Origin of the sequence: Mesobacillus stamsii (genome assembly GCF_030814065.1) — a bacterium.
Lineage (GTDB): Bacteria > Bacillota > Bacilli > Bacillales > Cytobacillaceae > Mesobacillus > Mesobacillus stamsii.
Genome location: NZ_JAUSUN010000007.1, coordinates 40371 through 53904, shown reverse-complemented (window position 1 = coordinate 53904; position 13534 = coordinate 40371). Strand labels below are relative to the sequence as shown.

Below are 13534 nucleotides of genomic sequence, written 5' to 3'. Positions count from 1 at the left end.
CATTGTCTAGCTCCAGTGTCTGAGGGCTGACCAAGGCGCTTGCGCTTTTTATGCAAAATCGCGCAATTGCGCTATTTCAAAGGAGGTTTCTAGCTTTGAGCAAAAAGACAGTAAAAGATGTGGATGTAAAAGGAAAACGAGTTTTTTGCCGCGTCGATTTCAACGTGCCGATGAAGGATGGACAGGTTACGGATGATACAAGGATCCGTGCTGCACTGCCAACAATCAAGTACCTGATGGATCAAGGTGCAAAAGTCCTTCTTGCAAGCCATCTTGGCCGGCCAAAAGGGCAGGTTGTGGAAGAATTGCGTTTGACTCCTGTAGCAAAGCGCCTGTCTGAGCTGCTAGGAAAGGATGTACAAAAAACAGATGAAGCTTATGGCGAATCTGTAAAATCTGAAATCGACAGCATGAACGAGGGCGATGTACTGCTTCTTGAAAATGTCCGTTTCTATCCAGGCGAAGAGAAGAATGATCCTGAACTTGCAAAAGCATTTGCAGAGCTTGCTGATGTATATGTCAATGATGCATTTGGAGCGGCACACCGTGCGCATGCATCAACAGAGGGGATCGCCAAGTATATTCCAGCTGTTTCTGGCTTCCTGATGGAAAAAGAACTTGAAGTACTTGGAAAAGCATTGTCAAACCCAGAGCGTCCATTCACTGCGATTATTGGCGGCGCGAAGGTTAAAGACAAAATCGGCGTCATCGATAACCTATTGGAAAAAGTAGATAACCTGATCATCGGCGGTGGACTGGCTTACACATTTGTAAAAGCACAGGGCTACGAAATCGGCAAATCTCTTTTAGAAGAAGATAAAATTGAATTGGCTAAAAGCTTCATAGAAAAGGCAAAGGCAAAAGGCGTGAACTTCTACATGCCGGTTGACGGGATCGTTGCCGATGATTTTTCTGCCGATGCAAATTCAAAAATCGTCGCGATTGAAGAAATTCCTGCAGATTGGGAAGCGCTAGATATCGGACCGAAGACTGCTGAACTATACCGGGATGTCATCCAAAAGTCCAAACTGGTGATCTGGAACGGACCTATGGGCGTCTTCGAAATAGATAAGTTCGCCGAAGGAACAAAAGCTGTAGCACAAGCATTAGCCGATGCAGGCGATACATATTCCGTCATTGGCGGAGGGGACTCTGCAGCAGCAGTCGAGAAATTTGGACTGGCTGAACAAATGAGCCACATTTCCACAGGCGGCGGAGCTTCCCTCGAATTTATGGAAGGAAAACAGCTGCCAGGAGTAGTCGCCTTGAATGATAAGTAAGGTTTTACGGACCTAATATATCTAAGGGAAACTTTAAAACAGCAATCTTGAAAGGAAGTGTCAGCATGCGAAAACCAATCATTGCTGGTAACTGGAAAATGAATAAAACGCTGCCTGAAGCGAAAGCTTTCATTGAAAAAGTAAGCGGACTTGTACCTTCAAAGGACAAGGTTGAATCTGTTGTATGTGCTCCTGCCCTATTCCTTGGCCAGCTCGTTGATTTAACCAAGCAATCAGATCTTGAAATTGGCGCACAAAACATGCACTTTGAAGAAAGCGGTGCTTTTACAGGCGAAGTCAGCCCGAAGGCATTGCAGGATATTGGTGCAAAATACGTCGTTATCGGCCACTCGGAACGACGCGAAATGTTCAATGAAACAGACGACACAGTGAACAAGAAGACATTGGCAGCATTCCAATACAATCTGACTCCGATTGTCTGCTGTGGCGAAACGCTTGAACAGCGTGAAAATGGCGAAACAAACGAGTTTGTTGGCGGTCAGATCAAAGCTGCGCTCACCGGACTTACGGAGGAGCAGGTAAAACAAACGGTTATTGCTTATGAACCGATCTGGGCGATCGGAACAGGCAAGTCCTCCACAGCTGATGATGCGAACGAAACTTGTGCTCACATCCGCAAAGTAGTTGCCGAGCAATTTTCACCAGAAGTGGCGGAAGCGGTACGGATCCAATATGGCGGAAGCGTTAAGCCAACGAATATCAAGGAATATATGTCTCAACCTGACATCGACGGCGCATTGGTAGGCGGAGCAAGCCTAGAGGCAGATTCCTTCTTACAGTTATTGGAGGCAGGTAAGAATGAGTAAAAAGTCACCAACAGCCTTAATCATTCTCGATGGCTTTGCATGTCGGTCTGAGTCGAAAGGGAATGCCGTTGCCCAAGCGAAAAAGCCGAATTTCGATCGGTATTGGAGTAAATTCCCGCACGCGAATTTAACGGCAAGTGGCGAGGCGGTCGGACTTCCTGAGGGTCAAATGGGGAATTCCGAGGTGGGCCACTTGAACATCGGAGCCGGCCGTATTGTTTATCAAAGCCTTACACGCGTAAACCTTTCCATCCGTGAAGGCGAATTTGAAAGAAATGAGACCTTTCTTGCGGCGATCAAGCATGTAAAAGAAAAAGGCAAAGCTCTTCATCTGATGGGCTTGCTATCAGATGGCGGAGTTCATAGCCATATTGAGCATATGTTTGCTCTCTTGAAGCTTGCTGCTGAGGAAGGCCTAACGAATGTTTATGTACACGGATTCCTTGACGGCCGTGATGTTGGACCGCAAACTGCCCCTAAGTATATTGAACAAACGCTAGAAAAAATGAGTGAAATCGGAGTCGGTGAATTTGCCACGATTTCTGGGCGATACTATTCGATGGACCGCGACAAGCGTTGGGATCGTGTAGAGAAATCGTACCGTTCCATGGTATACGGCGACGGACCAACGTATTCGAACCCAATGGAATTGATTGAAGATAACTATAATAATGGCATCTTTGATGAATTCGTTGTTCCATCTGTGCTTGTACGTCCGGACGGTTCACCAGTTGCGACAATCCAGAACGAAGATGCGGTGATTTTCTACAATTTCCGTCCTGATCGCGCAATCCAGATTTCAAACACTTTTACAAATAAAGACTATCGTTCATTTGATCGTGGCGAAGGTCATCCCGAAAATCTTCACTTTGTTTGCTTGACGCATTTCAGTGAGACGGTTGATGGCTATGTGGCATTCAAGCCAACCAACCTGGATAACACAGTAGGAGAAGTGATATCCCAGGCTGGCATGACTCAGCTGCGCATCGCCGAAACAGAAAAATATCCGCACGTAACGTTCTTTATGAGCGGCGGCCGGGAGAAGGAATTCCCGGGTGAACAGCGGATCCTGATCAACTCGCCAAAGGTTGCAACCTATGACCTGAAGCCAGAAATGAGCGCGTATGAAGTGACGGACGCTTTGATCAAGGAAATCGAAGCAGAAAACTTTGATGCGATTCTCTTGAACTTTGCAAATCCGGATATGGTAGGACATTCAGGTATGCTCGAGCCGACGATTCAGGCGATAGAAACAGTGGATGAGTGCCTTGGACGCATTGTAGACCTGATTTTATCAAAAGGCGGAACTGCGATTATCACTGCGGACCACGGAAATGCAGATGAGGTAGTAACCCTTGAAGGCAATCCAATGACGGCGCACACAACAAATCCGGTACCTGTCATAGTGACGAAAGAAGGCGTTGAGCTCAGGGAAGATGGAATCCTCGGCGACTTGGCACCTACTATGCTAGAATTGCTGGGACTGAACCAGCCGGCAGAAATGACAGGAAAATCTTTAATCAAGGCGGATTTCAAATAGATCCAGCTTCATCATCAAACAAACATATAATATAAGGAGAGTGTATTTATGCCATTTATTACAGATGTATACGCACGTGAAGTATTGGATTCCCGCGGAAACCCAACAGTCGAAGTAGAGGTTTATACAGAATCAGGCGCATTTGGACGCGCGCTCGTTCCAAGTGGTGCTTCTACTGGTGAATACGAAGCCGTTGAACTTCGTGACGGTGACAAGAGCCGTTACCTTGGCAAAGGTGTGTTAAAAGCAGTTGAAAACGTGAATGAAATTATCGCTCCTTTCCTTGTTGGCGAAGAGTTCAACGTTCTGGACCAGAACGGCATCGACATGGCGCTAATCGAATTAGATGGCACTGAAAACAAAGGCAAGTTAGGTGCAAATGCTGTCCTTGGTGTTTCTATGGCAGTTGCCCACGCTGCTGCAGACTATCTGGATCTTCCTTTATACCAATACCTTGGCGGATTCAATTCCAAGCAGCTTCCAGTTCCGATGATGAACATCGTGAATGGCGGCGAGCACGCGGACAACAACGTAGACATCCAGGAATTCATGGTAATGCCTGTTGGCGCAGAAAACTTCCGTGAAGCACTTCGCATGGGAGCGGAAATTTTCCACAACCTGAAGTCTGTTCTTCAGGAAAAAGGCTTGAACACAGCTGTAGGGGATGAAGGAGGCTTCGCTCCAAACCTTGGTTCCAATGAAGAAGCACTTCAAACAATCGTGACGGCGATCGAAAAAGCAGGCTACAAACCAGGCGAGCAAGTAATGCTTGCAATGGACGCTGCATCATCTGAGTTCTACAACAAAGAAGACGGCAAGTATCACCTTTCTGGTGAAGGTGTCGTGAAAACTTCTGCAGAAATGGTTGACTGGTACGAAGAAATGGCTTCTAAATACCCAATCATCTCAATTGAAGACGGGTTAGATGAAAACGACTGGGAAGGCCACAAGCTATTGACTGAGCGCCTAGGCGGAAAAGTTCAGCTTGTTGGGGATGACCTGTTTGTTACCAACACGAAGAAGCTTGCTCAAGGAATCGAGCAAGGCGTAGGCAACTCTATCCTGATTAAAGTGAATCAAATTGGTACTTTGACAGAAACTTTTGATGCAATCGAAATGGCGAAGCGTGCAGGCTACACTGCAGTGATCTCTCACCGTTCTGGTGAAACAGAAGATTCAACGATCGCTGACATCGCTGTTGCAACAAATGCTGGCCAGATTAAGACTGGTGCACCATCACGTACGGACCGCGTAGCGAAATACAACCAGCTTCTTCGCATTGAAGATCAGCTTGGCGAAACAGCTCGCTTCAACGGAATCAAATCTTTCTACAACCTGAAGAAGTAATCAGAAACACCGGTTGCATGACGATGCTTCCGGTGTTTTTTTACAACAATTCGGCCAAGTATTGTGTCCATTGCGAAAGTGTGATAAATTAAACTTACTGTTACAGTTTTATCGGGAGGTACGTCATGCATACATTTTTAACCGTTCTGCTAGTGATTGTGAGCATTGGACTTATTGCGGTTGTTGTTCTTCAGTCAGGCAAGAGTGCTGGTCTTTCTGGTGCTATTTCTGGAGGCGCTGAGCAATTGTTTGGTAAGCAGAAGGCAAGAGGGCTGGATTTAGTTCTTCACCGAGTTACGGTTGTTCTATCGGTTCTATTTTTTGTTCTGACAATTGCCGTTACTTATTTTAAACTATAATACAAGCAATTCACCCGGCTTCCAACAAGAGGCCGGGTTTTATTGTGTACAAATAACCTACATATTTACAGGGAATCAGGGTATTTACAAATTAAAGTCTTTTAATTGAATGTTCCATGTATGTTTGTTAAAACTAAGAAAGAGATTAGACAGAGGGAGAAGAAAAATGCGAAAGTTAGTGCCAAGACCTTTTACATTTAAAGCTGGAAAAAGAGCGGTATTGCTGCTGCATGGATTTACCGGCAATTCTGCGGACGTCAGGATGCTGGGCCGATTTTTAGAAGGAAAAGGATATACTTGCCATGCACCTGTTTTTAAAGGACATGGGGTACCTCCTGAAGAACTTATACATACAGGACCTGCTGATTGGTGGCAGGATGCGCTTGATGGATACGAGTTCCTAAAGAGAGAAGGATATGAGGAAATAGCAGTTGCCGGATTGTCACTGGGAGGCGTCCTGTCCTTGAAGCTTGGATATTCCAAGCCGTTAAAGGGAATCGTGCCAATGTGCGCACCGATGCATCTGAAGACGGAAGAGTTGATGTATCGGGGCGTCCTTGAGTATGCGCGCGAATACAAACGACTGGAAGGCAAGCCGGTGGAGCAAATAGAGGCAGAGGTAAAGGCACTCGAACAAAAATCGATGGCCACCTTACAAGACCTCCAGGAACTGATCAAGGAGGTCCGGGGAAGCATAGACCTAATTTATGCTCCGACTTTTGTTGTCCAGGCGCGCAATGACGTGATCATCGATCCTGACAGTGCGAATATCATTTATGACAACATTGAGTCAGAACATAAGAAATTGAAGTGGTATGAAGAGTCAGGGCATGTCATCACCCTTGATAAGGAACGCGATCAGCTTCATGAAGACGTTTATGAGTTTCTTGAAACGTTAGATTGGCAAGAATAAAGAGAAAGAACACTAAATAGAAGGAGGGATTTATATGGATGAGAACATTAAAAGCCATATAGACAGGCTATTGCACCATATGAAAGATGAAGCCTATAAGCCGCTTACCGTCCAGGAACTAGAGAGTGCCTTTGGAATCGAGGACTCCTCGACATTCAAAGAGTTTGTCAAAGCACTTGTGGTTATGGAAGAGAAGGGCCTAGTTGTCAGAACTCGCAGTGACCGATATGGTCTTCCCGAAAAAATGAATTTAGTCCGCGGCCGATTAAGCGCCCATGCTAAGGGCTTCGCTTTTGTCATAACAGAAGAGCCGGGCATGGATGATATCTTTATCCCGCCAAATGAAACGGGCAATGCGATGAACGGGGACACCGTCCTTGTCCGTGTATCGTCAGACAGTTCTGGCCAGCGCCGGGAAGGCACAGTAGTGCGGATTCTTGAAAGAGGTGTCTCACAAATCGTCGGGACTTATACAGAAAGCAAACATTTTGGCTTCGTTATACCCGATGATAAGAAATTCACAAGCGATATCTTTATTCCAAAGGAAGCTGGCATGGGGGCAGTGGAAGGACATAAGGTCGTTGTAAAACTGACGAGCTTTCCTGAAGGACGAAAAAGCGCAGAGGGAGAAGTAATCGCCATTCTCGGCCATAAAAATGACCCGGGTGTTGATATCCTTTCGATCATCCATAAACATGGCTTGCCAATGGAATTTCCAGATGAAGTAATGAAGCAGGCGAATAATGCCCCAGACCAAATCAAGGAGAGTGAAATGGCCAATCGCCGTGACCTGCGCAATGAAGTCATTGTCACGATTGACGGCGCTGATGCCAAGGACCTTGACGATGCAGTTCAGGTGACGAGACTCGAAAATGGCAACTATCAACTTGGCGTTCATATCGCGGATGTCACCTATTATGTAACCGAGGATTCACCAATTGATCGCGAAGCAGAAGACCGTGCCACGAGTGTGTATCTCGTTGACCGGGTCATCCCGATGATTCCGCACCGCTTATCGAACGGTATTTGTTCCCTGAATCCGAAAGTCGACCGACTGACGCTGTCTTGTAATATGGAGATCACTCCAGATGGACAGGTCATAGACCATGAAATCTATCAGAGTGTCATCAAGACGACTGAGCGGATGACATATTTTGATGTCAATCGTATCCTTGTTGATAAAGACGAAGAAACCCGTTCACGATATGATTCTTTAGTGCCAATGTTTGAATTGATGGAGGAACTCGCTGCTATTCTTCGGAAAAAAAGAATGGATCGCGGCGCAATTGACTTTGATTTTAAAGAATCAAAGGTACTGGTCGATGAAGACGGCCATCCAACAGATATTGTGTTAAGAGAGCGTTCCGTTGCTGAAAAACTGATTGAAGAATTCATGCTTGCAGCGAACGAAACGGTCGCTGAGCACTTCCACTGGCTGGATGTGCCGTTCATTTACCGTATCCATGAGAATCCAAAAGAAGAAAAACTCAGGAAATTCTTTGATTTCATTACCAACTTCGGATATCTTGTCAGAGGTTCTGCAAATGGGGTTCATCCAAGGGCCCTGCAGGAAATCATTGAGGAAGTCCAGGGAAAGCCGGAGGAAATGGTAATATCAACTGTCATGCTCCGTTCGATGCAGCAGGCGAAATACTATCCGGAGAGTCTGGGCCACTTTGGTCTTTCAACGGAGTATTACACTCATTTCACATCACCAATCCGCCGTTATCCAGACTTAATTGTCCACCGTTTGATCAGGACATACTTGATTGAGGGCAGACTGGACCAGGCAACGAAGGAAAAATGGAATGCGGTGCTGCCGGATATTGCCGAGCATTCTTCCAACATGGAACGCCGTGCGGTAGAAGCCGAACGTGAAACAGATGAGCTGAAAAAAGCGGAGTACATGGAAGACAAGGTGGGAGTAGAATACGATGGTATCATCAGTTCCGTTACAAACTTTGGAATGTTCGTTGAGCTGCCAAATACCATCGAAGGTCTAGTACATGTCAGCTATATGACCGATGATTATTACCGCTATGATGAACGACATCTGGCGATGATTGGCGAGCGAACGGGCAATGTCTTCCGAATTGGTGATGAAATTACTGTCCGAGTCATCAAAGTGAACAAAGATGAGCGTTCCATTGATTTTGAAATCGTCGGCATGAAGGGCACGCCAAGACGTGAGCGTCCGGCTCAGCCAAAGATCTTCAAGACCGGCAGCAGCGAGAAAAAGCCGCGTCACGGAAAAGAAGAAGAGAGTAAGCGCGGAGGCCGGAGTTTTGGGAACAGCAAAAACGGCTCAAGCTCAAATCCAAAGAGCAAGAAGAAAAAATTCTTCGAAAACGCACCAGCTGCCAAACGTAAACCGAAAAAGAGAAAATAGGCAATGTTTACTGGAGAGCTCCTGACGAAGGGGCTCTCTGTTGTCCTAGCTCTCTTTTCGTTGTGGAGGAACACTTTATTTGCTAAAATTAGAGAACAGATAAGGGGGAAGTTTTTTATGCCAAAAGGTGAGGGAAAAGTCGTTGCCCAGAATAAAAAAGCAAATCACGACTATTTTATTGAAGAAACGTATGAAGCCGGAATCGTCCTCCAAGGAACAGAGATAAAATCGATTCGCAACGGGCGCGTTCAGCTAAAAGATTCATATGCAAAGGTCGATAATGGGGAGTTATTCTTATATAATCTGCACATCAGCCCGTATGAACAGGGAAACCGATACAACCATGATCCTCTGCGCACAAGAAAACTTTTGCTTCATAAGCGCCAGATCAACCAGCTGATCGGTGAAACGAAGGAAGCAGGCTATGCACTTGTGCCCTTGAAAGTTTACCTAAAAAATGGGTATGCGAAGGTTTTAATTGGTCTTGGTAAGGGGAAAAAGAGCTACGACAAGCGTGAGACATTGAAGAAGAAGGAAGCGGGCCGCGATATTGAGCGAGCATTCCGTGAACGACAGAAAATGTAGGCTTGTCTGCTGAGGAAGAGTGTACCAGTTGAAAAAAGGATTCAGTGTGTTATAATAATAACTGTCACCAACGAGTGACAACTTAACTTAATGCTCGGCTTAACCGAGTTCTCCTAACGTCTGTATCACTGATACAGCAGCCTTTTCTATGGGGACGTTACGGATTCGACAGGGGTAGTTTGAGCTTAGGTGGCGAGTCGAGGGGATCGGCCTCGTTAAAACGTCAACGCCTATAACTGGCAAACAAAACAACAACCTCGCTTTCGCAGCTTAATACTGCATAGCGGTTCGCCCCTCCATCGCCCATGTGGTAGGGTAGCGGACTCACTCTAAGTGGGCTACGCCGGATTCCACCGCCTGAGGATGAAGGAAGAGAACAACCAGGCTAGCTGGCCGGCCGCCTGTCGGTAGGCAAAAGGACCAGCGAAACGCCAATATGCCGACTACACTCGTAGAAGCTTAAGTGCCAATATCTTTGGACGTGGGTTCGACTCCCACCGTCTCCACCAATACATATGTTGGTGGATTTTTTATTTTGTGATTTTACCCATTATTTTGCCAGTATGGCAATGATATGCTTCAATAAACTCTCGGCAAATATATGCTTCATATACTTCAATACTTCAAGAAGACTGTAGTAAATCTACGGTCTTTTTTTTTCCTAATTTCGGTAACCCCCTATAAACTAAATAAATCAAATTGAATATTGGGATTTAATTCAGCGATTTAAAACAATTCTTCATAAACAGTTGCTGGGACTCCCTTATACTTATCATTTACAACATAAAAAAATTCATTAATTGGACATAATGGATCCCAATGCGATTTTAACCCAGCAAAAATGCCATTAAAATGTATCCAAGTTCTATTAGGGCATAACGGACCACATCAAACGCAGCTGTATGCTACTGTAATCTCACTGACTGAGTTCATGATAAAGTCCGCAGCTTGATTTAATACATCATAATCCAAAAAACTTATTTCTTCATTTGGTATAAAAACTATATGTCTATCATGTCATCTTCACATAACTCCATAAATGTAACTTCTAAATTGTTAGACATGAGTTTCAAATAATCTTAATAGTCTTGAAGGATTGAATATTAAAAAAAATAAGCTAAGAGTGGATCGTTTGGTACGGCTTTACCATTTGAAAATTCAAGTTGTGTTTAATCATTACTTTAGAGAGTTTAGTTTGTAACAAAAAAAAGCGTTAGTCATTTGACTAACGCTTTTTCCAATTTAATATGTTAAGTTCTCTCGACGCTATCACAAACACATATGATGCACGCAACCTTTTAAACGACACTTATATAGACAATCCGGATTTTGAAAAAAGTTAAGTTTTAACAATTTGACTCCTGTTTGCGCAAATTGCCGAGCATCAACAAAAACCAAGAGTGGATGTGGCACCTATGGGGTATTGAAAATCCGAATGAAACTAAACTAACAGTCGTTGGTTTTCACAGAGAAACAGGAACTGTTCATCAAATTCTAACAACAGGCTGGACGATAGAGCTCGGGGGAGAGAATAATGGAGCAGATGCACACGCGCCATCAAGCGTTAGCAATTCAATGGCAGGAAAATGGGCAATATTACTTTATGTTGATGGAAAATTATTCGATGTATTAGTCTATAACATAAAGGAATAATTAATAAGTAAGGGGAGGACGTTAATAGAAATGTTAATGTCCTTATTAAGGAAAACTCCTATAGTTTGTGAAGGTTCGTACTTAAACTATAGGGTGCGAGAACACAAAATCGACGCTAACAACGTCGCTTTTGCTTAGAAATATTTTTGGTAAAACTCCTGCCTTAACCTTCCGCTTAGCTGGGCATATATTCGAGTTGTTTCACTCTTCTCGTGGCCCAAGAAGACTTTGTATGACTTCAACAGGGGCTCCGTTATTCAACAAATGGGTTGCATAGCTGTGTCTGAGTTGATGAGGATAAATTTCTTTATCAATGGCTGCACGAGCTGAGATTTGCTTTATGACATATCGCATTTGGGCAATACTCATCTTTGAGGCAACAGCTCTGTCACAAAAATGGCAGGATCGGCATCCTTACGCTCATTGATGTATCGCTTTAGCCAGATTTCTGCTCTAATATTGAAATAGACTTCACGTTCCTTATCCCCTTTCCCCCTTACAATGGCTGAACGGTTGGACCAATTAATACAGTTGCGTTCCAGCGAAACAATTTCGCCAATCCTGCATCCTGTCGAAAACATAAATTCAAACAGGTCTTTTTCCATTGGACTTACGCAAGCCTCACGCAAAAAGCTCGCTTTCCTTTTCGGTTAAGAATTTCGGAATTCGTTTTCCGACCTTGGGTTCCTTTATCTTTACTGCGGGGTTATGTGTCATATGGCCATCTTCGTGGCACCAGCGGAACAGGGATTTCATAAATCGTATCCTGTGTGCCATACTGGACGGCTTTAAGGCCGCCGCTGAATGATTAAGGTATTTCTTCAAATTTGCAGTGCTGATGGAGCCAATTTCTGCATCCTTGAAATACAGAACAAGCAACCTTGCCTGAATGCCATAGGCTTTGATTGTATATGGGGAAAAGCCCTCGATTCGTTTGTCGGCTGATATGTTTCCCACGCCTTTGATAGTAACAACCTAATTCCTCCCATTATTTTCTCTTTTAAAAGGAATTATTGCCTGGTTTATCGAAATATACACTTATTCAACAAAAGAAGCAGGTTAGTGGAATAAAGATATTCTATTTTTTCTAATGGCATAACTTGGAAAAGTTCTAGTAAAAGGAGAAATGATAAAAATGGATAATTGGTTGTTTGTTTTCATCATAACTTTCATTGGGAGTTTTGTTTTGGTATATGGAATTGGATCTATTATTGGTGGAGAAAATATTGAATTCATTTATTTATTTTTGTTTATTGTTCAATTTTCCTTTACCACGACAATACTATTTCAGATTCTTCATAGATTGAAACAGGTAGAAAAAAAAGACTACCATAAAGAGTAATATTTAATTTTTCAAAAAATGTGTGAAACATTCGATTGTTTAATCTTAAGGAACTCCTTGTGGGTTGGTTTAGGAAGAGAAAAGGCACTTTTTCTTAAATTCTTATGGAAGAATAGGTTAGAAAACGGTGCCTAATCTAGCAGGATTTACGCACCGTTTTATTGAATTTCTAATGAAACTAATGGTGCAAATGGAGAAAAGGAAATTTAGTAAGACTCCATATGAGGAAGGTGAAAATAGATTGAGTGGAATAGAATATAGAACTTCCTCTGCTTTTGATTTGTTCGATAAAGGCGAGTATCTAAAAGCTGAAAAAATTTATGATGAATGCCTAAATGAAATAGATAAAAATTCAAGTGAATATAATCAGGTTTTACACGCAATGGGATATGTGAAATCACATCTCAACAAATTTGCAGACGCACGGGATATATACAAGGAATTAAAGAATTTGGCAAAGAATGTCGAGGAAGAAGCAATTGCAATTCATCAAATGGGTATGGTAGAAAGAATGGCTAAGAATTATGAAAAAGCACTACACCATCTTGATAAAGAACATAGATTGTTAAGTGATTACGGTTTGGATAACTACCTTAAACTATCTGCTAATTTTTATGAGCGAGCTTATATTCATTTACTAAATTATGAATTGAAAACTGCGGAAAAATTAATGAATAAGTGCTTGGAATATGCTCAACTATGTGATGATAAAGTTTGCCTTGGTTGTTCTTATAGAGGTCTTGGGGAAGTTTACAAAACTAATGGAAACAACATATTTGCAACAGAATGTTTTGAAAGGGCAATAATGGCATTTAGGGAAGCAAACGACCAAATTGCTGTAAGGGAAATTGAAGCCTTAATGAAATAGTTCTTATACTAACGGGGTAGCAGCCTATATTGAAGCTAACTTTGTGAATAAATGTACTTAAACATAAGGGGCAGGATTATTGAACAAGGAAAATCATCGTAGTATGGAATTATTAAAATTGAAAAAGGGAGGGAAATAAATGAACTTTTATAAGATTTTAGGAATTGTACTTATTATTATATCTGGTTTAATCTATACGTTGGAACGGGGATTTACTGTACTTTCTACCAGTATTGTTCGTGCAGGGTTTTACTCTGGAAGAATGACAGGTGAAGTTCCAAATGTTGAGGCGAGTGGAATCTTAGATAATTTTTATGTTCCACTTTTCCTTGCTTTTGGTGTATTACTTATAATTTATTGGTTTAAGAGGAAAGGATGATTTTCAACCAACGGGTGTGAGTGTTAAGTAGATAGAGCTGCGGCAGCACTTT

Annotated in this window: 11 protein-coding genes, 1 other RNA gene and 1 pseudogene; 12 read left to right on the top strand and 1 reads right to left on the bottom strand. The window is 43.1% G+C overall.

Annotation, left to right across the window (positions count from 1 at the left end; genetic code table 11):
• Nucleotides 1-95: 95 nt before the first annotated feature.
• From J2S25_RS07765 to J2S25_RS07720, 10 genes are all read left to right on the top strand, one after another.
• Nucleotides 96-1280 carry a phosphoglycerate kinase gene (locus J2S25_RS07765; protein ID WP_307191614.1) on the top strand — a complete coding sequence of 395 codons (1185 nt, stop codon included), beginning with the start codon at nt 96-98 and terminating at the stop codon, nt 1278-1280.
• 65 nt (nt 1281-1345) lie between these two features.
• On the top strand, nt 1346-2107 hold the full coding sequence (gene tpiA, locus J2S25_RS07760; RefSeq protein ID WP_044390541.1) for a triose-phosphate isomerase: 762 nt from the start codon (nt 1346-1348) through the stop codon (nt 2105-2107).
• Entirely contained in the window at nt 2100-3647 is a 1548-nt protein-coding gene (gene gpmI / locus J2S25_RS07755) for a 2,3-bisphosphoglycerate-independent phosphoglycerate mutase (RefSeq protein ID WP_307191613.1), read from the top strand. Before tpiA ends, gpmI begins: the two co-directional genes overlap by 8 nt.
• Before the next feature lie 48 nt (nt 3648-3695).
• A complete protein-coding gene (gene eno / locus J2S25_RS07750; protein WP_044390545.1) occupies nt 3696-4994 on the top strand; it encodes a phosphopyruvate hydratase in 1299 nt (432 codons plus the stop codon).
• 125 nt (nt 4995-5119) lie between these two features.
• A complete protein-coding gene (gene secG / locus J2S25_RS07745; RefSeq protein ID WP_044390547.1) occupies nt 5120-5353 on the top strand; it encodes a preprotein translocase subunit SecG in 234 nt (77 codons plus the stop codon).
• A gap of 166 nt (nt 5354-5519) precedes the next feature.
• Complete coding sequence (locus J2S25_RS07740; RefSeq protein WP_044390549.1) at nt 5520-6266, top strand: alpha/beta hydrolase; 747 nt, start codon at nt 5520-5522, stop codon at nt 6264-6266.
• Nucleotides 6267-6300: 34 nt separating this feature from the next.
• Complete coding sequence (gene rnr, locus J2S25_RS07735) at nt 6301-8655, top strand: ribonuclease R (RefSeq protein WP_044390550.1); 2355 nt, start codon at nt 6301-6303, stop codon at nt 8653-8655.
• A 117-nt stretch (nt 8656-8772) separates the two neighbouring features.
• Nucleotides 8773-9240 carry an SsrA-binding protein SmpB gene (gene smpB / locus J2S25_RS07730; protein WP_044390551.1) on the top strand — a complete coding sequence of 156 codons (468 nt, stop codon included), beginning with the start codon at nt 8773-8775 and terminating at the stop codon, nt 9238-9240.
• Between the two features lie 150 nt (nt 9241-9390).
• Nucleotides 9391-9749: a transfer-messenger RNA gene (ssrA, locus tag J2S25_RS07725) on the top strand.
• 856 nt (nt 9750-10605) lie between these two features.
• Nucleotides 10606-10893: a DUF4871 domain-containing protein gene (locus tag J2S25_RS07720; protein ID WP_500684433.1), complete on the top strand. Its 288-nt coding sequence runs from the start codon at nt 10606-10608 to the stop codon at nt 10891-10893.
• Nucleotides 10894-11027: 134 nt separating this feature from the next.
• Here J2S25_RS07720 and J2S25_RS07715 read toward each other — a convergent pair.
• Nucleotides 11028-11867 (bottom strand): annotated as a pseudogene (locus tag J2S25_RS07715) (tyrosine-type recombinase/integrase).
• A 495-nt stretch (nt 11868-12362) separates the two neighbouring features.
• On the opposite strand from J2S25_RS07715, the gene J2S25_RS07710 reads away from it, so the two are divergent.
• Both J2S25_RS07710 and J2S25_RS07705 read left to right on the top strand, forming a co-directional pair.
• The gene (locus J2S25_RS07710; protein ID WP_044390553.1) at nt 12363-13103 is read left to right on the top strand and encodes a tetratricopeptide repeat protein; all 741 of its coding nucleotides are present in this window, start codon (nt 12363-12365) and stop codon (nt 13101-13103) included.
• 139 nt (nt 13104-13242) lie between these two features.
• Nucleotides 13243-13482: a hypothetical protein gene (locus tag J2S25_RS07705; RefSeq protein WP_044390554.1), complete on the top strand. Its 240-nt coding sequence runs from the start codon at nt 13243-13245 to the stop codon at nt 13480-13482.
• Nucleotides 13483-13534: the final 52 nt, after the last annotated feature.